Origin of the sequence: Nisaea sp., from assembly GCF_039990255.1 — a bacterium.
In the GTDB taxonomy this organism is placed as follows: Bacteria; Pseudomonadota; Alphaproteobacteria; order Thalassobaculales; family Thalassobaculaceae; genus Nisaea.
In genome coordinates, this window is sequence record NZ_JBDXGG010000002.1 from 23,450 (window position 1) to 42,083 (window position 18,634).

At 59.8% G+C, this 18,634-nt stretch carries 18 protein-coding genes; 14 read left to right on the forward strand and 4 right to left on the reverse strand.

Annotated features, from left to right (window positions below; all coding sequences use genetic code 11):
- Nucleotides 1-35: 35 nt before the first annotated feature.
- A complete protein-coding gene (locus tag ABJ076_RS00160; RefSeq protein ID WP_348192504.1) occupies nt 36-1,820 on the forward strand; it encodes a M3 family oligoendopeptidase in 1,785 nt (594 codons plus the stop codon).
- Nucleotides 1,820-2,878, forward strand: a complete 1,059-nt coding sequence (locus ABJ076_RS00165; protein WP_348192505.1) for a D-cysteine desulfhydrase family protein — start codon at nt 1,820-1,822, stop codon at nt 2,876-2,878. Before ABJ076_RS00160 ends, ABJ076_RS00165 begins: the two co-directional genes overlap by 1 nt.
- On the opposite strand, the gene ABJ076_RS00170 is transcribed toward ABJ076_RS00165, so the two are convergent.
- Nucleotides 2,879-3,853, reverse strand: coding sequence for an MBL fold metallo-hydrolase (locus ABJ076_RS00170; protein ID WP_348192508.1), 975 nt, complete (start codon nt 3,851-3,853; stop codon nt 2,879-2,881).
- Nucleotides 3,854-4,004: 151 nt separating this feature from the next.
- On the opposite strand from ABJ076_RS00170, the gene ABJ076_RS00175 reads away from it, so the two are divergent.
- The 3 genes from ABJ076_RS00175 to ABJ076_RS00185 all read left to right on the forward strand — a co-directional run bounded on the left by ABJ076_RS00175 (nt 4,005) and on the right by ABJ076_RS00185 (nt 7,257).
- Complete coding sequence (locus tag ABJ076_RS00175; RefSeq protein WP_348192511.1) at nt 4,005-4,937, forward strand: LysR family transcriptional regulator; 933 nt, start codon at nt 4,005-4,007, stop codon at nt 4,935-4,937.
- Between the two features lie 169 nt (nt 4,938-5,106).
- Entirely contained in the window at nt 5,107-6,408 is a 1,302-nt protein-coding gene (locus ABJ076_RS00180; protein ID WP_348192514.1) for a DUF1835 domain-containing protein, read from the forward strand.
- Between the two features lie 210 nt (nt 6,409-6,618).
- Nucleotides 6,619-7,257 (forward strand): hypothetical protein, encoded by a 639-nt coding sequence (locus ABJ076_RS00185; RefSeq protein WP_348202637.1) that lies wholly within the window; start codon nt 6,619-6,621, stop codon nt 7,255-7,257.
- A 14-nt stretch (nt 7,258-7,271) separates the two neighbouring features.
- Here ABJ076_RS00185 and ABJ076_RS00190 read toward each other — a convergent pair whose 3' ends face one another.
- Entirely contained in the window at nt 7,272-7,976 is a 705-nt protein-coding gene (locus ABJ076_RS00190; RefSeq protein ID WP_348192519.1) for a DUF1028 domain-containing protein, read from the reverse strand.
- A 79-nt stretch (nt 7,977-8,055) separates the two neighbouring features.
- Here ABJ076_RS00190 and ABJ076_RS00195 point away from each other — a divergent pair, with 79 nt between their 5' ends.
- Nucleotides 8,056-8,295, forward strand: coding sequence for a hypothetical protein (locus ABJ076_RS00195; protein WP_348192521.1), 240 nt, complete (start codon nt 8,056-8,058; stop codon nt 8,293-8,295).
- Here the strand turns inward: ABJ076_RS00195 and ABJ076_RS00200 are convergent.
- Complete coding sequence (locus ABJ076_RS00200; protein ID WP_348192736.1) at nt 8,292-8,777, reverse strand: helix-turn-helix domain-containing protein; 486 nt, start codon at nt 8,775-8,777, stop codon at nt 8,292-8,294. The two genes, ABJ076_RS00195 and ABJ076_RS00200, sit on opposite strands and share 4 nt — an antisense overlap.
- Nucleotides 8,778-8,845: 68 nt before the next feature.
- Between ABJ076_RS00200 and ABJ076_RS00205 the strand changes: the two genes are divergently transcribed.
- From ABJ076_RS00205 to ABJ076_RS00225, 5 genes are all read left to right on the forward strand, one after another.
- A complete protein-coding gene (locus ABJ076_RS00205; protein ID WP_348202638.1) occupies nt 8,846-9,502 on the forward strand; it encodes a cation transporter in 657 nt (218 codons plus the stop codon).
- Nucleotides 9,503-9,719: 217 nt separating this feature from the next.
- Nucleotides 9,720-11,300 (forward strand): ABC transporter substrate-binding protein, encoded by a 1,581-nt coding sequence (locus ABJ076_RS00210; protein ID WP_348192527.1) that lies wholly within the window; start codon nt 9,720-9,722, stop codon nt 11,298-11,300.
- Between the two features lie 118 nt (nt 11,301-11,418).
- On the forward strand, nt 11,419-12,363 hold the full coding sequence (locus tag ABJ076_RS00215; RefSeq protein ID WP_348192530.1) for an ABC transporter permease: 945 nt from the start codon (nt 11,419-11,421) through the stop codon (nt 12,361-12,363).
- Nucleotides 12,363-13,256, forward strand: coding sequence for an ABC transporter permease (locus tag ABJ076_RS00220; protein WP_348192532.1), 894 nt, complete (start codon nt 12,363-12,365; stop codon nt 13,254-13,256). Before ABJ076_RS00215 ends, ABJ076_RS00220 begins: the two co-directional genes overlap by 1 nt.
- Nucleotides 13,253-14,905, forward strand: coding sequence for an ABC transporter ATP-binding protein (locus ABJ076_RS00225; protein ID WP_348192535.1), 1,653 nt, complete (start codon nt 13,253-13,255; stop codon nt 14,903-14,905). The genes ABJ076_RS00220 and ABJ076_RS00225 overlap by 4 nt, the downstream gene beginning before the upstream one ends.
- 90 nt (nt 14,906-14,995) lie before the next feature.
- Here the strand turns inward: ABJ076_RS00225 and ABJ076_RS00230 are convergent, their stop codons facing one another.
- Nucleotides 14,996-15,442: a PaaI family thioesterase gene (locus ABJ076_RS00230; protein ID WP_348192538.1), complete on the reverse strand. Its 447-nt coding sequence runs from the start codon at nt 15,440-15,442 to the stop codon at nt 14,996-14,998.
- Between the two features lie 45 nt (nt 15,443-15,487).
- Here ABJ076_RS00230 and ABJ076_RS00235 point away from each other — a divergent pair, with 45 nt between their 5' ends.
- From ABJ076_RS00235 to ABJ076_RS00245, 3 genes are all read left to right on the forward strand, one after another.
- The gene (locus tag ABJ076_RS00235; protein WP_348192541.1) at nt 15,488-16,294 is read left to right on the forward strand and encodes a hypothetical protein; all 807 of its coding nucleotides are present in this window, start codon (nt 15,488-15,490) and stop codon (nt 16,292-16,294) included.
- A 147-nt stretch (nt 16,295-16,441) separates the two neighbouring features.
- Nucleotides 16,442-16,924 carry a PilZ domain-containing protein gene (locus ABJ076_RS00240; RefSeq protein WP_348192543.1) on the forward strand — a complete coding sequence of 161 codons (483 nt, stop codon included), beginning with the start codon at nt 16,442-16,444 and terminating at the stop codon, nt 16,922-16,924.
- A gap of 91 nt (nt 16,925-17,015) precedes the next feature.
- Nucleotides 17,016-18,623, forward strand: a complete 1,608-nt coding sequence (locus ABJ076_RS00245; protein ID WP_348192546.1) for a DUF6504 family protein — start codon at nt 17,016-17,018, stop codon at nt 18,621-18,623.
- Nucleotides 18,624-18,634 lie beyond the last annotated feature (11 nt).

Genomic DNA, 18,634 nt, shown 5'->3' on the forward strand with positions numbered 1-18,634 from the left:
TCGCACTCACATTAATGAAACGAATGGATAAACAGATGGCCGAAGCCGCACAATCCGAACTTGGCGCTCTCCCCGAATGGGATCTTTCCGATCTCTATCCAGGGCCGGATTCGGAGGCCCTGAACAAGGATCTGGATAAACTTGCCGCAGATGCAAAGGCTTTCAAGAGCCAATATGCTGGCAAGGTTGCGGTCCTTGATGGGACCGATCTCGGCCGCGCCATCCAGATCTATGAGCGTATGGACGAGATCACAGGGCGCATCATGTCCTATGCATATCTCGTCTATGCGGGCGACATGAGTAGCGCCGAGAACGGCCGCTTTTTTCAGTCCATGCAGGAAAAGGTCAATGCCGCGGGCACGGACCTGCTTTTCTTCACATTGGAGATCAACCGGATAGAAGAAGCCGATCTTGAGGCCAATCTGAATGCGCCGGACCTTGCTTTCTACAAGCCCTGGCTGCGCGATGTCCGGGCCTTTCGGGAGCACCAGCTCTCCGATGAGATCGAAGAGAAGCTGCACGAGAAGTCCGTGACCGGAAAATCTGCCTGGGTCCGGCTTTTCGATGAGACTTTCGCCCGCCTGCGTTTTCCGTTCGATGGAGAGCAACTCACCTCTGCCGAGGTGTTGGACAAACTCAGCCACAAGGATGGTGCGATCCGGGAGAAGGCGGCGAAGAGCTTCGCCGGTGTGCTGAAGGAGAATATCGGTCTCTTCGCTCTCGTCACGAACACGCTGGCTAAGGACAAGTCTATCGAGGACAAGTGGCGCGCTTATGAAAATCCGATTTCGGCGCGCAATCTCGCGAACCAGGTTGAAGATGAAGTCGTTCAGGCGTTGTCTGACGCTGTAACCGGAAGTTATGATCGGCTAGCGCATCGTTACTACGCGCTGAAGGCGAAATGGTTCGGCGTTGATGCGTTGAACTACTGGGATCGCAACGCACCGCTCCCGGATGACGACGATACGACTATCCCATGGATCGAAGCGCGGAAGACGGTACTCGACGCTTATGGTGCTTTCTCACCGGATCTCGCCGAGGTCGGCAAGCGCTTCTTTGACAATGCCTGGATTGACGCGCCGGTACGTCCGGGCAAGGCATCCGGTGCCTTCGCCCATCCGACAGTGCCGAGCGCACACCCATATCTGCTGCTGAACTATCAGGGCAAGACACGGGACGTGATGACGCTGGCCCATGAGCTTGGTCATGGTGTGCATCAGGTCCTTGCCGGCAAACAGGGCCAGCTCCTGTCGGACACGCCGCTGACCCTCGCGGAAACCGCCTCGGTTTTTGGAGAAATGCTGACCTTCCGCGCCGTGCTTGCTTCAAAAACCGATCCGAAGCAGCGCCGCACGATGCTTTCCGGCAAGGTTGAGGATATGTTGAACACGGTGGTCCGGCAGATCGCCTTTCACCAGTTTGAGACCAAGGTGCATGCGGCGCGCAGCGAAGGGGAGCTGATGCCGGATGATCTCGGTGACATCTGGATCGAGACTCAGACAGCCAGTCTCGGCCCGTCGATCAAGTTCGACGACGATTACCGGACTTTCTGGTCCTACATTCCGCACTTCATCCATTCGCCGTTCTATGTCTATGCCTACGCTTTCGGCGATTGCCTGGTGAACTCGCTCTATGCGGTCTACCAGAATGCCGAAGAGGGTTTCGCGGAAAAGTACCTTGAGATGCTGTCCGCCGGCGGGACACTGCGTCACAAAGAGTTGCTCGCGCCCTTTGGGCTCGATGCCAGCGATCCGGCTTTTTGGTCCAAAGGCTTGGATGTGATCGACGGGTTCATTACAGAACTTGAAGGTATGGAATAATGCGGACGCCGGACGCGCTGAAACACCGGCTGGATGGTTTCCCACGCGTCCGGCTCGGCCATTTTCCGACGCCGCTGGAGAAGATGGAACGTCTTGCCGGGCACCTTTCGGAGGAGCTTGGCAGTCCGGTGCCGTCGCTTTGGGTGAAGCGGGACGACTGCTCCGGTGTCGCTACTGGTGGCAACAAGGTGCGTCAGCTCGAATATTCCTTCGGCGCCGCACAGGCCGCCGGGGCGGATACCGCAGTGATTACCGGTGCGGTGCAGTCGAATTACATGCGTACGGCTGCTGCCTTCGCGGCGAAGCTCGGCATGGAATGCCATGTCCAGCTCGAGAACCGGGTCGAGGGCATGGGCGAGGAATATCATAAGTCCGGCAACGTCTTACTGGACCGGATGTTCGGCGCCCACATGCACCATTTCCCGCTCGGTGAGGATGAGAAGGCGGCGGATGCCAATCTCAATAGCATTGCCGCGCGGCTGAAGCGGGAAGGCAAGAAGCCCTATCTCTTCACCCTTTCGGCAGACACCAAGCCGCTGACATCCTTTGGATATATGCAGTGCGTAGTTGAGTTATTCGAGCAATCCGTTGCTGGCAACATGCCGTTCGATGCTGTGGTGGTGCCGAGCGGAAGTGCAGCCACCCATGTCGGCACTTTGCTGGGCCTGCGCCTCGCCGGATATACCGGGCCGGTTTACGGCATCTGCGTGCGCCGGAATACGAAAAGCCAGACAGAGCGTGTCCTGTCCATCACCCGGTTGGCGGAAGATATGCTTGGCTGCGGGGAGATTGTGCCCGAAAGCGATGTGATCTGTCTCGACGACTGGCTAGGCCCAAGCTACGGCAAGATGGTGAATAGCACGCATGAGGCTATTGATCTCGCCGGCCGCCTTGAAGCGCTGATTGTCGACCCGGTCTATACGGCGAAAAGCCTTGCCGGATTGATCGGCCTCACCCGCGCGGGAAGCTTCGACGGCATGGAAAACGTGCTCTACATCCATACCGGTGGACTCCCCGCGCTCTTTGCCTATCGTTCCGCGATTTACCCGGACGGCTGATCAGAGGGTATACGGCCATTCAGCCGGAACGAAACGATAGCTGCTTCCTTGGCGCGCGACATGTCCGAAGCCCGGGAAGGGCAGGTGCATGCCAGCGATCATGAGCCGGTCCGTCGCGACCTGATCCAGCACTTTCTTTCTTGTCGCGCGGGCCTGATCGACATCGGTGTCGAATGATATGCCCCAATCCGGCCTGGCGAACTGATAGGTGGCGATATGGGCGACATCGCCCCAGATCAGCAGGCTGTCCTTGCCGGACTCGATGCGGAACCCGGTATGCCCCGGTGTGTGGCCCGGTAGGGCCACAGCATGAAGGCCGGGCGCGATTTCCGTGTTGTCGGTGAACAGGTTCAGCCGGTCGCGGTATGCCGCCACGCCCTTGCGAGCGCCAAGGAAGAAGCCGCGGGCATGTTCGTCCGCCTGGCTGAGAAAGCTGTCATGGTGCCAGAAGCGGTAATCGGTCTCTGAGACCATCAGTTCGGCATTCGGGAACAAGGCCGACCCGTCCGGTGCTAGAGCGCCGTTGATATGGTCCGGATGCAAGTGGGTGATCGCCAGCATGTCGATATCGCTGGGCTCCACACCGGCTGCACGCAAAGCTTCGGGTAGCCGGCCGAGGGTCGGCCCGAACGTATCGGCCGTGCCAGCATCGACGAGGATGAGGTTTCCGCCGCTATTCACAAGATAGGCCGTTACGGGGATGCGCTGCGGCCCCGGTGCTTGAAATGCGGATTCAGCCAGGTTGCGTGCGTCTGCCGCATCGAACCCCACCAGCAATGAGTCCTGGACATCGAGATAACCGTCCAGCAGGGCGGTGACTGTGATATCGCCGATCTTTCTGCGGAGAGCTCCGGGGAAAGGCGGGATAGACTGTGGTGTCGCTGCTGCAGCTTTGGCTTCGGGCAGAGCCCCAGCGGCGGCGGTAACAGCGGCCAGTCCGGCGCAGGTCATCAAGGTGCGGCGATTGATCGTCATTGGAAACTCCCGATCAGAAATGCGGTTCCGGCCCGTGCCGGTTCGATCGAGATGTAGGCGGTGGTTGAAATATTGAAATCGACGAATGATTTATGGGATTGATTAGAGTTTTTTATGACTGAGCTACTTGAAGGGCGAGTTTAACCACGCCATGGACCGTCTAACTGCTCTTACCAGCTTTGTCCGTGCCTGCGAGACGGGAAGCTTTTCCGCCGCTGCCCGCGAGCTCGGCTTTACCCAGCCGGCGGTCAGCCAGCAAATCCGTGCGCTGGAGCAACATCTCGGCGTCCGGCTTTTTGATCGGACCACGCGGCGTGTGCTGCCGACCGAAGACGGTGCGCGTTATTTGGACCATGCCCGCGATATCCTGGAACGGCTGGAGGCGGCGGACAGGGTTGTCGGCAATGAGCAGACGGCAATGTGCGGTCGGCTGGCGATCAGCGCCCCTGTTGGCTTCGGCTCGGACATCCTCAGCCCCTATCTGATCGCCTTCAAGAAAGACCATCCGGATATCCTGCTTGATGTTTCTCTGGTCGACAGGTTCGTCGATCTCGTGGAGGAGCGAATGGATGTCGCAATCCGGATGGGCCGGCTGGATGACGACAGGCTGATCGTCCGCAGGCTTGGTATGATCGGACGGACGCTCGCCGCCACGGCGGATTATCTGGACCGCCGGGGCCGACTGCAGACGCCGGAGGATCTGGCAGAACACGATTACCTGCTTTTCGCCCATGTTGTTACAGGCGATCGGGTGCCGCTTGAGGGGCCAGACGGACGTATTGCTGAGGTTCGGGTCAAACCGGTGCTGCGCTCGGATCACAAGACGGTCGTGCATCAGGCGTTGCTTGCAGGGCTTGGCGTTGGGCTCGTGCATACTCCGTTTCTGGGCGCCATGCTTGAAAGTGGATCGGTCGAAGCGGTCCTGCCTGATTGGCATTATCCTAAGCAGGCCGTGCACGTGGTTTATCCATCGAACCGGTTTGTCCCTCTGAAGGTCCGGCGTTTCGTCGACGGACTGAAGCGCTATCTCGACGATCTCGGTATTCTGGACGAAGAACCGATGGAGGTTCGCGCTGCCGAATAAGTTATTTGATAGCTGCTACTTGATCGCTTGGACTGGGGCTGTATTGTTTCCGCCAGCGCCCTCTCGGCGTCCTGTCCGCGGAAAGGGCTGCGCCCATCCCGACTGATCGATAACAGATCGATTTCCTTGCCTGCTGGCGGACACAGGCGACAAGCGATGAGGGAATCGTATGTCTCAAGCCAACGAGCCGGCAGTGGCCGGTCCGCGCGATTATTTCGGCGGACGTCTCAATCTCGAACAACAGAAAAAGCGTGCAAAAGAGCTGCTGAAAGCTGTCCGCGACGGCGATGCGGATGCTGGAGGGCGGTGGGAACTACACCACCCGAAGGGTGCTGCCGCTGACCGGCAGCTTGCCGACGCGCAGCTTGTCATCGCGCGGGAGAATGGGTTCCTGAGCTGGCCGCGTATGAAAGCGCATATCGACACGCTGCGTATCGCCCGTCAGCGTATTGAAGCGGGACGCCCGCGGATACCGGATAGCTCCGAAATGGTGCATATCCGTTGCGGCGAGGATATCCGGCACAGCCTCAAGGTCGCGGGGTTCTCTGGTGCTTTCGTCGAGTTTTCCGACCCCTATTGTCAGGGACCGGTGCCACGCCTCGACCGGCCGGCCTTTCTCGACAAGCGCTCTGAATTCATCGTGTCCGGATATGATCGCTCATTGAAAGACACTAGGGACAGGCTCGAAGCGGAGTACGGCGCGGTGGACGCGCTCGGGGCGGGCGACCGGGCAACGCTCTGGTTCGAACATGACAGCTACGACCAGCTAATCCTCGCTCGCCTGCTGGCGCATTTCTCCCGGCTCGATGAACGTCCGGAGCTGCAGATGATCTGTGTCGGCGAGGTGCCTGGCGTGCAGGGCTTTGTCGGTCTCGGCCAGTTGCAGCCCGAAGTGCTGCTCTGGCTGTGGGAGAATGAGCTGAAACCCGTGACAGAGGGGCAACTCGCGCTCGGTGTAGAAGTTTGGGATGCGCTGACCGATCCCGATCCGACAGAGCTTTCCCGGATTGCCCGCGATGGCACGCCTGCATTGCCGTTGATGGCTCCGGCACTGCAACGGCACCTCAGGGAGTTACCGTCGGTGCGCACGGGGCTCGGCCTTACCCAGGAGCTGTCATTGTCGATTCTGGCCGGGGCAGAAGGGCAGAGCTTGCCAGCGGGCCGGGTCTTTCAGGCCCTGATGACCCGGCACGAACCACTACCGTTCCTTGGCGATCTGATGTTCTGGCATGTTCTGAAGGATCTTGCTGACAGCACGGAGCCTGTAATCACGCCGGACCCAGAGACAGCGGACTTAGCCTGGCCAAAGCGCGTTTATACGTTGGAGGATACCGGACGTCGTGTGCTGGCAGGTGAGGCCGATTTTCTGACCATCGCGGGGATGTCGCGCTGGGTCGGTGGTATCGAAATCCGCCCGCGTCAGCGTTCCTGGCGTTGGGATGAGGGAGCCGAAACGGTCGTCATGGCTTGATGATACGTTGCAGGGAGGTGCGTTCTTGGAACGGACCTCCCGTGCCGTTACCATCGTTGAATGATCCGCGAATGTATCACCTATCTTACAACGCCCTGCTCTGACCCTTACAGGCGCATGGGCTATCTCCAGGAATGCGTTGGTATCGAAAGCCGATATCGCAGGAACCGGGAGCCATGGGCATCACACCTGGAACAGAGCCGCGCACTTATGCTTGAGGCAGCGGCGAAGTGCGAGGCTCGGGATTCGGTTCTGATCTTCGGCGCCGGATTACTCCATGACATTCCCTTGATCGAGCTGGTTGGCATGTTCCGACGTGTTGTTCTGGCCGATATCCTCTTTATGGCGCCCGCCCGTCGGGCAGCGCAGAAAGAGGAAAGGGTTGAGCTGGTTACGCTGGACGTTACGGCCTCGCTGACATCCCTTGCGGAAGGCCGCACCGAGCTGACGCAGCCGACAGCCTATCTGGACGATCCGTCGATCTCGCTGGTGATTTCCGCAAGCATCTTGTCCCAGCTTTTCGTTGTCCCGAACGCTTATCTCGAAAAGCGCTTCGGTCAGAGCGACGCGGAAAGCGAAGCGTTGGGGCAGGCGCTGGTCCGTGCACATCTGGGTTATCTCGGATCGTTCGAGTGTCCAGTGGCATTGATCGCCGACGAAACCCATGTCATCCGAGACCGATCAGGAGAGGAAACAGCGACGGCATCCGCCCTGCATGATGTGCCATTGCCGCCGGGCGGTAGGTCTTGGGACTGGGACATATGCCCGCTTGGGGAAATTGATCGTGACCATGCGGTTATGCATCGGGTGCGGGGTTATTGTGATTTCCCCAAGGCTTTAGCGACCTAGCGTCGGGAGCAGCGCTAAACCCCCTCGTGTTTTTCGACAAAGGCGTCCCTTTCCACGTCATCGACGATACCAGCGAAATCCCCGATCCCTCCCATGGTGCGCATGTAAGCACGCCGGCTTCCCGCATAGATGTGGAACAAGCGTCTCAGTTCGGTGACGGGCTCGGGGTGGTCGTCGACGCGAATGTCAGCCTCTGCATAGGGCTCGCTTCCCTGAATGAGCAGGGCCGCCGACTGTTTGCCGCGTTTGTCGCCGCCTGCCGCTTCGCCTGATTCCAGAGCCGTCAACAGGCGGTCGCCAAATTCTAGTTCCGGCGTTGCTTGGTAGCGCGCCAGCGTATCCGCAACCACGGCGGGACCAGCCAGCATGTTCCCGGCGACGGTGACTTTGTCTCCCGTCACATGGCCGCACCAGTCCACACAATTTGTGCCTGTATGGGCAAAAATATTGCCTTTGGCGTCGACGCCATGCACCTGGCGGATTTCCCGGCCTTCGTCGTGGGCCAGAGTCATGACAAGGGCTTCGGTTATCGGCAGGCCACGTGTCATCAGGTCCATCGCGAGCGGACCGTGCATCGGGTTCGTGTGAGCCTGGGTGGATATGGCGCCAGTTCCGGCACGGGACCAGGGGCAAATGGCGCCGACGGCAAAGGCGCAGGTAGCGACGGCGATGCCGAAGCGGCCGCTCTTCGGATCACGTGCGACGATTGACCACGTCATAAGCTGTTCCCGTTTTTGTCGATCCGCGCGAGATTGCGCCTATATTCTGTGATTGGTCAAATTCGCCGGGTGATAGGCAATGCGTAACGTGATCCTGCTCGCCGTAGTACTCCTCAGTCTTCTCGCGGGCGCCCTTTGGGGCGTCTGGGAAGTGTGGTTCTCCGTCGAGGATGTCGAGATGAGCATCCACGGGTTTATCGCGCTGGCCTTAGGGGCATTCTTCACACTGTTGCTTGGCGGCGGTTTGATGTGGCTCGCTTATTACAGCTCCAAGCACGGCTATGACGAGCGGACGATCCACCCTGAGGACGAGGACTAGTCCGTCGACCGGTAGGGCATTGTCTCCACCGGCTCATGGCTGGTGGCGTCGCACTTTTCATGGTCCGAAAGCACACCGATGACCCGGCAGTCGGCGACGGTTCCGTGCGAGCAGCTCTCCAGCATCCGTGCCAGTTCCCCTTCCAGGGCCTGCAGGCTGCCGATCCGTCTCTGGACTTCACCAAGGTGACGGCTGACGATTTCGTCCGCCTCGGCGCAGGAGGCAGCCGGTTTGTCGGTCATCTCCAGCAGCTCACGGATGGCGTCTAGAGGGAAGCCGAAGTCACGAGCATGCTTGATGAAGCTGAGCCGGTCGAGCTGATCCTGTCTGTAGACCCTTTGATTACCGGCTGTGCGGGCTGGCTCCGGTAGCAGGCCGATGGATTCGTAGTAGCGGATCGTCTGCACCTTCGTTCCGGTCCGGCGGGCGAGATCGCCGATCGGATAACGCGGGCTGGCAGCGGTGTTGGCCGTTTCCTTCATGGCTTCCTCAAGCTCTTTGTCATTTGTCCTTGAACCTACAGTGGCTGTAGCTCCCATGTTGAGACCCAGTGCGTCTTTTTGTCGAGGAATCTGTTATGGTCGGCTGTTGCGGTCAAAATGATGGAAATGTGGTTTTTGAAGGAATGTCAGAGGCTTACCGCCGGACACTCTGGGCCGTAATTCTGATCAATGGCGTGATGTTCGTTGTCGAGATGGCGGCTGGATTCGGTTCCGGGTCGATGGCCCTGAAGGCGGACGCGCTCGATTTTCTGGCCGATACCGCGACCTATGCGCTGAGCTTTTACGTCATCGGGAAAGCAGCCAGCGTCCGGGCCAGTGCTGCCCTCTTTAAAGGAATTTCCCTCGCCCTGATGGGGATTTGGGTGTTTACATCGACGGCCTATCAGGTCCTGGTGGCCGGAGTGCCGGAAGCTGACGTGATGAGCACCGTGGGCGTGCTTGCCTTTGTCGCCAATATGGCGAGCGTCGGGCTTTTGTTCCGCTTCCGGGACGGGGATGCGAATGTGCGTTCCGTATGGCTTTGCTCACGCAATGATGCAATCGGTAATGTCGCTGTTGTGCTGGCTGCGGGCGGTGTCTGGCAAACTGGGACAGGATGGCCGGATCTGGCTGTCGCTGGCGCCATGGCAGGGTTGTTCTGTTGGTCTTCGTTCCAGATTATCCGGCAGGGACTTGGCGAATTGCGCGCAGTCTCCGCAGCTTGAACGGGGAAATCTTGTCCAAATGGACAAATTCCCGATGTAGATAAAAAAGCTCAACTGTTGTTAATTAGTCATGCACATGCGTCACCGGAGTTTTTCGTAAAGCTATCTGCGGAATGATTGACTCATTCATGGTGCAGTGCAAAATGCCTGATCTAAACAGCCCATCATGGGATCAACCCATGCCCCTCCTAAAGAATACAGAACAGGGATATTAAAAATGATTCGTTGGACACGACGCAGCCTCATGGCTCTCGCGGTCGTGGCCCTGCCATTGGCAGGGGCCCCGACCCTGGCGAGTGCCGAGACGGTTCTGCGGGTTATCCCGCACGCGGACCTCAAGAACCTCGATCCGATCTGGACGACGGCCTACATCACCCGTAACCACGCTTATCTCATCTATGACACGCTTTTCGCGATGGATGAGAGCTTCAAGCCGCAGCCGCAGATGGTCGACACTTGGGAGACCTCTTCCGACGGCAAGGTCTGGACGTTCAACCTGCGCGACGGGCTGAAGTTCCATGACGGTGCGGCGGTCACATCCGAGGATGTCATCGCTTCGCTGAAGCGCTGGGGCGCCCGTGACGGCATGGGCCAGAAGCTGATGGAACAAATGGAAGAGATGGTCGCCGTCAGCGACAAGACCTTCCAGTTCAAGCTGAAGACCGCTTACGGCTTGGTACTGGAGTCGATCGGCAAGATCTCCTCCAACGTGCCGTTCATCATGCCGGCGCGTATCGCGGCTACCGACCCGTTCGAGCAGATCCCCGAGCACATCGGCTCCGGACCGTTCAAGTTCGAAGCGGATCAGTGGGTTCCGGGCTCGACCGTGGTCTATACGAAGTTCGCTGATTATGTCCCTCGTTCCGAAGCGCCGTCTGCTGCCGCAGGTGGAAAGATCGCCAAGGTCGACAAAGTGATCTGGACCTATTTCCCCGATCAGACGACTGCAATGAATGCATTGATCGCCGGGGAAATCGATTTCTTCGAGCAGCCTTCTACTGACCTTATGCCGTTGCTTTCGGCAGCGGAAGATGTAACTGCTGAAGTCAATGATCCGCTCGGCAGCATCGGTTTCGCCCGCTTCAACCACGTTCTTCCGCCGTTCGACAATGTCGAGATCCGCAAGGCGGCGACAATGGCCATGAAGCAGGAAGATTATCTGGCTGGAGCCATCGGTGATCCGAAATTCTGGAAAACCTGTTATTCGATCTATCCCTGCGGTACCCCTCTGGCGACAGAAGTCGCCGCAGAGACCATGAAAACCGGTTCCATCGAAAAAGCCGCCGCTGCCCTGAAGGCTGCCGGTTATGACGGCACACCCATCGTCATCATGCACCCGACGGATATTCCGGTGCTCTCCGCCTTCACCCTGATCTCCGCCGAGAAGCTCCGCAAGGCAGGCTTCGAGGTCGATCTGCAGGCTATGGACTGGTCCACACTGACCTCCCGCCGGGCCAAGCGTGACCCGGTCTCCGAAGGCGGCTGGAACATCTTCCACACCTGGTGGATCGGTGCGGACGTGATGGACCCGATGTCCATCGCCTTCTCCGGTGATCCGGAAAAGGGCTGGTTCGGCTGGCCTGCCGACGCGGAACTTGAAAAGGCGCGCGCCGCTTTCGCATCCGCGACCACGGCCGAAGAAAAGCTCGCTGCTGGCACGAAGGTGCAAGAGCGGGTCTGGGGCATCGCAGCCTCGGCCGAGCTCGGTCAGTTCTTCGTTCCGGTTGCCTACAGGAACAATGTGAAGGGCCTGATCAAGTCTCCGGTCCAGTTCTTCTGGAACATGTCGGTCGAGTAATCTCGCCCGTCGGAAAGCCGCCCGGATCGCCTGATCCGGGCGGCTCCTCTGAAATGCTCTGCCCTCGGGCCGCCAAGGCCCGTTCTGGCGACAGACGCCTTGAGGAGCTTACCTCTCCATGCTGACCTATGTGTTGAAGCGCGTGCTCTCGACCGTCCCCGTGATGGTGATTGTGGCAGTGCTGGTTTTCCTTCTTCTGCGCCTTGCGCCGGGGGACCCTGCTGCGGTGATCGCGGGGGATTATGCGACCGCCGAGGATGTCGAGCGCATCCGCACCCAGCTTGGGTTGAACGACCCGATGTTCGTGCAGCTCTGGCGCTGGATCCTGCAGCTCGCCTCGGGCGATCTGGGTACCGCGATCTTTTCCAAGAAGCCAGTGATGGAGCTGATTGGTCAGCGGATCGAGCCGACCCTGCTGCTTTCCTTGTGCACGATTGTGTTCGCGGTCGCCGTTGCGGTACCGCTCGGAACCATCGCGGCCTGGAAATCGGGATCGCTCATCGACCGGTTCGTCATGTTCTTTTCAGTCGGCGGTTTCTCGGTGCCGGTCTTCGTGCTGGCCTATTGCCTGATCTATGTGCTGGCGATGCAGCTTAAGATCCTGCCCGTCCAGGGCTACAAGTCGCCGTTCGACCACGGGCTGCTCACTTTCCTCAGACACATGGTGCTGCCGGTCCTGGCGCTCTCGGTGATCTTCATCTCACTGATCGCGCGTATGACGCGCGCCTCGGTCATGGAAGTCCTCGAAGAGGATTATGTCCGGACCGCCCGTGCAAAGGGGCAGTCCGAATGGAAGATCCTGATGAAGCACGCTCTTCGCAATGCGGCGGTGCCGATCGTTACCGTGATCGGCGTTGGCATCGCGCTGCTGATTGGCGGTGTGGTGGTGACGGAGTCTGTCTTCAATATTCCCGGCCTTGGGCGTCTTGTGCTTGATGCGGTGTTGGCTCGCGATTACCCGGTGATCCAGGGGCTGATCCTGTTCTTCAGCTTTATCTATATCCTGATCAATCTGCTGATCGATCTCTCCTACACCCTGTTTGACCCGAGGATCAGGTACTGATGACAGCGACAGTTCCTCAACAGATGTCTGACGACGACATTCTTCCGGAACAGCAGCAGCCGTCGACTTTCGCGCTGATGATGCGGAATAGGTCGGTGTTCTGGGGCGGCGTATTGCTGCTGATCATGGCGGCAATCGCGATCATATGGCCGTTCTTCACCGGATCACCGACCGAGCAAAATGTGATGAGCCGGCTGAAGCCGCCGTCGGCTGGTTTCTGGTTTGGCACCGACTTTCTGGGGCGCGATATTTTCGTCCGGGTTGTTCACGGTGGGCGGATTTCGCTCGTCGTCGGCATTTCCGTGGCTGCCATCGCCACCGTGATTGGTCTGTTCACCGGTCTTGTTGCCGGTTATGTCCGCTGGCTCGATGCGCCTGTGATGCGGGTCATGGACGGCTTGATGGCGATCCCGGCAATCTTGCTGGCGATTGCCATGATCTCGATTTCAGGTGCGACCCTGGCTACCGTCGTCATCGCCATTACCATTCCTGAAATCCCGCGGGTCGTCCGGCTGGTTCGCGCCGTTGTGCTGACGGTGCGGGACGAGCCCTATGTGGAAGCGGCGATTGCCTCCGGCACCCGGCTTCCGGCGATTCTGATCCGGCATATCCTGCCGAACACCATCGCGCCGATGATCGTTCAGGCCACCTATATCTGTGGTGCGGCGATGCTGACCGAATCCATCCTCGGCTTCCTTGGGGCCGGCATCCCGCCGGAAATCCCGAGCTGGGGCAATATCATGTCCGAGGGGCGGACCTATTTTCAGCTCACCCCCTGGATCATTTTCTATCCTGGTGTCGCGCTCGCTCTGACCGTACTTGCCGTCAACATCGTGGGAGATGGGTTGCGTGACACGCTCGATCCCCGCATAGCCCGGAAGATGCGCGCATGACTGATACACAAGCCGCAGCGAAGACGACGGGGGGCACAGCGACCACGCCCGTGCTTGAAATCCGCAATCTCTCGGTGGCGTTGCCCAAGGGGGCGGACCGTCCGTTTGCCGTCGAGGATATCAGCTTCACCGTTGGCGCGCGGGAGATCGTCTGCGTGGTGGGTGAAAGCGGCTCCGGCAAGTCCGTGACCGCGTTCACCACCATGGGGCTGAACCCGAAAGAAGTGAAGCCGGTCAGCGGCGAGATCATCCTTCAGGGCGAAGACCTGTTGAAGAAGTCTGATGCCGAGATGCGCCGCCTGCGCGGCGAGAAGATGGCGATGATCTTCCAGGAGCCGATGACCGCACTGAATCCGGTCATCAAGGTTGGCGATCAGATCCGCGAGATGCTGGAAATTCACACAACCCTCTCCGCGGCTGAGCAGAAAGAGCGTGTGCTTGAGGTCATGGCGGACGTCTCTCTGCCTGACCACGTGAAGATGTATGACAGCTACCCGCACCAGCTATCGGGTGGGCAGCGCCAGCGCATTATGATTGCTATGGCTCTGGCGCTTGAGCCGGGCCTGCTGATCGCGGACGAGCCGACGACCGCGCTCGACGTGACCACTCAGGCGCAGATCCTTGACCTGATTAAGGATATCCAGCGCCGGCATGGATCGGGCGTCTTGTTCATCACCCATGATTTCGGCGTGGTGGCGGAGATTGCCGACCGCATCGTGGTCATGCAGAAAGGCAAGATCGTCGAGCAGGGTACGCGGGACGAGATCCTGCTGAACCCGCAACACCCCTATACCCGGATGCTGATCGGCTCCGTGCCGTCGATGGTGCCGAGCCATCGGGTTGAAATCGACAAGCGGGCACCTGCCCTGATCGCGCAGAAGGTCAACAAGGTTTATGGCGGTTTCGGGCTGTTCCGGAAGAGTCGTGAGGTCCACGCCAACAAGGATGTGAATCTCGTCGTGCACCGGCGGGAGACCCTCGGCGTGGTCGGCGAGTCCGGTTCCGGAAAGTCGACTTTGGCCCGCTGCATTGTGCGCCTGCAGGATCCGAGTTCCGGTCATATCCAGGTCGAAGGCGCGGATATCGCGACCATCTCTGAAAACGCCATGCGCCCGCACAGGCGTGATATTCAGATCGTCTTCCAGGATCCGTACCGTTCGCTCAATCCGCGCCGCACGGTTGGTCAGTCGATCCTCGAAGGGCCGATGAATTTTGGCGTGAGCGAGGCCGAGGCGGACAGCCGGGCGCGCGAGCTGATGGAGATCGTCGGCCTTAGCCCTGATGCGCTGGATCGCTTCCCGCACCAGTTCTCCGGCGGCCAGCGCCAGCGTATCTGTATCGCCCGGGCACTGGCGATGCAGCCGAAAGTACTGATCGCGGACGAGGCTGTTTCGGCGCTGGATGTCTCCGTGCAGGCTCAGGTTCTGGATCTGCTGGACGATGTGCGCGAGCGCTACGATCTTGCCATGCTGTTCATCACTCACGATCTGCGCGTCGCGGCACAAATCTGCGACCGGATCATGGTCATGCAGAACGGTGTCGTGGTGGAGGAAGGCGAGACGGCGAAGGTCTATGCCGATCCGCAGCACGAATATACCCGCTCGCTCCTCGCAGCCGCGCCGGGCCGGGACGTCGCTTTCGCGAAGTGATCCGACTGGCGCTTCGTTCGCGCCAGTCGTCTGTTGATACGGGGCTTCATGACTGGTCCCCTCGGTGAAACCGTGATCCTTGATCCCTGTTTACCCGGCGGATGTGACCTTGCTGATCATCGCCTTGTAGGTACCTTCGCCCATGGCGATCAGAGTGCCTTCGGGGCTGTAGACTTCGCAGCTTGCGAAAAAGACCGAGCGTCCGCCGCCGCGGCGCTTGGCGGTGGCGTAGATGCGGCCTTGCTTGGTCGTGCCCATGAAGCTCGTCGTTAACGACAGGGTGAGGGCGCGTTTTTTCTCGGCCCCTTCCGGCACCCAGACACCGCAATAACCGCCAACCGCGTCAATGATTGTGGCCACCACGCCGCCATGCAGGATGCCGCTGCGGTTCAGGTGCTTTTCCGTCAGATCCAGCTCCAGCTTCGCATAGCCGTCCGCCCACTCTGTAAGGCGGAAGCCCAGATCGGCGTTGAAGCCAAGCATGGTCTCGAGGGATTGGGGCTGATCGGATGCGGAAGCGTCGGCCGATTGACTCATGGAAACACATATCCTAGAACATATAGAGAACATTTGGGTGATCGAATGGGCGATCCTAAGCGGAGTAATGGCGCCGGGCAACGGGCCGATTTAGCATCTCTGCGTGCGCAGGTACGGGCTATTGAACGCGGCACAGACGCTGGTGGCAAAGCGGCGCGCTGTCCGCTCGGCCTGAAGAGCCTGGATCAGCATCTTGGCGGTGGTCTCGCCCTTGGCCGTATTCATGAAATCACCGGTGAAACGCGTGCAGAAGTAAGGGACGCGAGCGTCTTCGGTTTTGCTGCCGCCTTGCTGGTGCGGCTGCTGAGTGCGGCGCGTGGCGGGGATATCCTCTGGTGTGTTCGGGATGCCAACATGTTTGGCGGTATGGCCTATGGCTGGGGACTCGCTGGACTGGGGCTCGATATGGACCGGGTTCTTTTCGTCGAGGTGCGGGACGAGGCGGAACGGCTCTGGGCCATGGAGGAAGGGTTGCGCTGTAAAGGTCTCGTTGGGGTCTTGGGCGAGTTCGGCCCGGCACGTGCGGGGGAGGCGGCGCGGGTCGCGGAGCGGCGCCTGCAGCTCGCGGCGGAGACAAGTGGCGTCACCGGCTTTCTGCTCCGGAGCGTTACGGGCGAGACGGCTGCGGGGGCTGTGGATAGCCGTTGGTCCGTCAGGGCTGCACCTTCGGGCGGTGATCCGCGGCCGGTCTGGTCGCTCTCCCTCGACCGCTTGCGCGGAGGGCAACCCGGTGCCTGGAAGCTGTTCTGGGAAGCGCGGGATGGGCGATTCCAAGTGTGGGATGAGCGCGCGAGAGTAAGTCATGTTCGGCCGAAAACGAGGACCCTTGCGGCATCGGGCGCTGCTGCGTAGCCATATATGTACTTTTTGATATTCCTCGTTAACATTGCTTGATGCTGTGCCGGATCGTTCTCTTGCCTGATTGAAGCAAAGATCATCATCCGCAGCCGAGATGGCGACAATCGTGTACATTGTTGCCAAAGATAGAAGGACTCGGAAATGAATGCTGTCGCGGAGACAGTGATCGCTGAGGAAAGACGGAGGCACGGGCGGTGGTCTGTTACTGGTGCCTATGCATTGGTAGAAGGGCGCCGGCTTCCGCTTATCGATATCTCTATCGGCGGCTTTCTTGCCCGCCAGCCGGAGGATGGGCAGGAGATCGGTACTCCTCTTGAGGGCACGATCTACTGGCAAGGCCGTGACGAGGTGATTGAGTTTCCGTTCAGCGCGGATATCGTGCGCCGTCTGAATAACGGGCAGAGTATCGCAGCTCAGTTCCAGTCACTTGCTGGCGAATCTATCGACAGTTTGTTGCGTTTTCTCAGCGCCATCGAAGCGGAGAGGCATCAGCGCATCGAAAGCCAGCAGCGCGCGGCGGAGCGACGGATTTTATTCCGCAAGCTTGGCCTCTGGAGTGTCGTCGGGTGCAGCGTGTTGCTCGCCCTCTACGTCTTCCGGATATTCGGTCTCTCCGGTTACTGATCCCATTTTACGCAAAGCCTGTTTTTGATCATATTGACATTTAGAACAAATCATGAACAAATAAAGTCAACTCATCACGGGGAGACGGTTTATGGCACGGCGATTTCTGTATCTCTTCATTCCGGACTTTGCTTTCGACTGGCGCCGCAACGGCGATAGTGCTCTTGCCTCGGGGGACCGGCCTCTGATCATGACCCGGCCCGTTGCGGGTTCTGAAATCATCGCAGCGGCTGACAGTGCCGCCGTCCAGCAGGGCATACAGGTCGGGCGTTCTCTCGCCGATGCCAGGGCGATGCAACCTGATCTAAAGGCTATCGAGACAGACATGGCAGCCGACCGCAACCGGCTGGAACAACTTGCCGCTTGGTGCCAGCATTATACGCCGATGGTCGCTGTGGATAGCAGCGCTGCACCTTTTACCGGGGATGGCGGCAGCGCTGGCCTCTATCTCGATATTACCGGCTGTGCGCATCTCTTCAGACGGGAAGGCGCTGAGGACGTTCGAACGGAGGAACAGGCGCTTGGGCGCGATTGCCTCACGGCCTTGAGCCGGTTTGGCTTTGCTGCCCGGCTCGCGGTAGCCGATACTCCTGACGCCGCCCGTGCCATCGCCCGTTTCTCACCCTCCACTATGACATTGGTCCCGCCAGGGAAAACCTCCATTGCGCTTGAGCCACTGCCTGTAGCCTCGCTTGGACTCGTGCCGTCCACTGTCGAGGCTCTTGATCGGGTTGGCCTGCGCCGCATTGCTCAGATTATCAGCAAACCGAGGGCGCCGCTCGTGAGCCGGTTCGGGTCCGCTCTGGTGGAAGCGTTGGACCGCGCCCTGGGACAGCGACCGGCCGCGCTCGACATGCGCCTGCCGGAGACGCCCTTCCGGGAGCGGTTGGCCTTTGCAGAGCCTATTGCTCTTCGGGAGGGTCTGGAGCGTGCGGCCCGGCAATGCCTCGCCGGTCTCTGCCGTCGTCTGGAACGCGAACAGGTCGGCGCCAGGCGGGTGCGCATCCGTTTCTTCCGGGTTGATGGAGCCGTACCGCAAATCACCGTCGGTACCAGCCGTCCCTGCCGGGATGCCGATGTTCTATTCCGTCTGCTGGTCCAGCATTTCGATAAACTTGATCCAGGGTTCGGTATCGATGTTGCCGTGGCTGACATTATGGAAAGGGATATGGCGGCCAGCGTACAGAATACACTCGATGCCACGGCAGAACCGGCGTGTGATGCCGTGACCGATCTCGGCGACCGTTTGGCCAACCGGCTTGGGGGCGAGGCGATCTATCGTTTGCAGCAGATAGAGAGTCACCGGCCCGAACGGGCGGAGAGGCGGGGCGATATCCGTCCGTCCAGCAAACCGCTTCATTGGAGCAATCTGCGCCCGCTGACGCCGGAACGCGCACGGCCCGTGCGTCTTATGCGGCGTCCGGAGCGGGTGGAGGCAACGGCGCTCTTACCGGATCATCCGCCAGCTCGGTTCCGTTGGCGCGGCTCAGAATACCGGGTTGCGGATGCTGCGGGCCCTGAACGGCTGGCGCCGGAATGGTGGCGTGCCGATGGGGACGGTGCGGGGGAGGTGGGTGCCATGACACGGGACTATTTCCGGCTGGAAGATCAGGACGGCCGGCGCTTCTGGCTCTATCGCGAGGGGCTGGCAGAGCGCGGCGAATCTCCGCAATGGTATCTGCACGGCCTGTTTTCCTGAGGCTCATATGG

Bases quoted from the DNA above. Each gene is read 5' to 3' on its own strand.
- ABJ076_RS00160 (WP_348192504.1), top strand. From the start codon at position 36: ATGGCCGAAGCCGCACAATCCGAACTTGGCGCTCTCCCCGAATGGGAT.
- ABJ076_RS00165 (WP_348192505.1), top strand. From the start codon at position 1,820: ATGCGGACGCCGGACGCGCTGAAACACCGGCTGGATGGTTTCCCACGC.
- ABJ076_RS00170 (WP_348192508.1), bottom strand. From the start codon at position 3,853: ATGACGATCAATCGCCGCACCTTGATGACCTGCGCCGGACTGGCCGCT.
- ABJ076_RS00175 (WP_348192511.1), top strand. From the start codon at position 4,005: ATGGACCGTCTAACTGCTCTTACCAGCTTTGTCCGTGCCTGCGAGACG.
- ABJ076_RS00180 (WP_348192514.1), top strand. From the start codon at position 5,107: ATGTCTCAAGCCAACGAGCCGGCAGTGGCCGGTCCGCGCGATTATTTC.
- ABJ076_RS00185 (WP_348202637.1), top strand. From the start codon at position 6,619: ATGCTTGAGGCAGCGGCGAAGTGCGAGGCTCGGGATTCGGTTCTGATC.
- ABJ076_RS00190 (WP_348192519.1), bottom strand. From the start codon at position 7,976: ATGACGTGGTCAATCGTCGCACGTGATCCGAAGAGCGGCCGCTTCGGC.
- ABJ076_RS00195 (WP_348192521.1), top strand. From the start codon at position 8,056: ATGCGTAACGTGATCCTGCTCGCCGTAGTACTCCTCAGTCTTCTCGCG.
- ABJ076_RS00200 (WP_348192736.1), bottom strand. From the start codon at position 8,777: ATGAAGGAAACGGCCAACACCGCTGCCAGCCCGCGTTATCCGATCGGC.
- ABJ076_RS00210 (WP_348192527.1), top strand. From the start codon at position 9,720: ATGATTCGTTGGACACGACGCAGCCTCATGGCTCTCGCGGTCGTGGCC.
- ABJ076_RS00215 (WP_348192530.1), top strand. From the start codon at position 11,419: ATGCTGACCTATGTGTTGAAGCGCGTGCTCTCGACCGTCCCCGTGATG.
- ABJ076_RS00220 (WP_348192532.1), top strand. From the start codon at position 12,363: ATGACAGCGACAGTTCCTCAACAGATGTCTGACGACGACATTCTTCCG.
- ABJ076_RS00225 (WP_348192535.1), top strand. From the start codon at position 13,253: ATGACTGATACACAAGCCGCAGCGAAGACGACGGGGGGCACAGCGACC.
- ABJ076_RS00230 (WP_348192538.1), bottom strand. From the start codon at position 15,442: ATGAGTCAATCGGCCGACGCTTCCGCATCCGATCAGCCCCAATCCCTC.
- ABJ076_RS00235 (WP_348192541.1), top strand. From the start codon at position 15,488: ATGGGCGATCCTAAGCGGAGTAATGGCGCCGGGCAACGGGCCGATTTA.
- ABJ076_RS00240 (WP_348192543.1), top strand. From the start codon at position 16,442: ATGAATGCTGTCGCGGAGACAGTGATCGCTGAGGAAAGACGGAGGCAC.
- ABJ076_RS00245 (WP_348192546.1), top strand. From the start codon at position 17,016: ATGGCACGGCGATTTCTGTATCTCTTCATTCCGGACTTTGCTTTCGAC.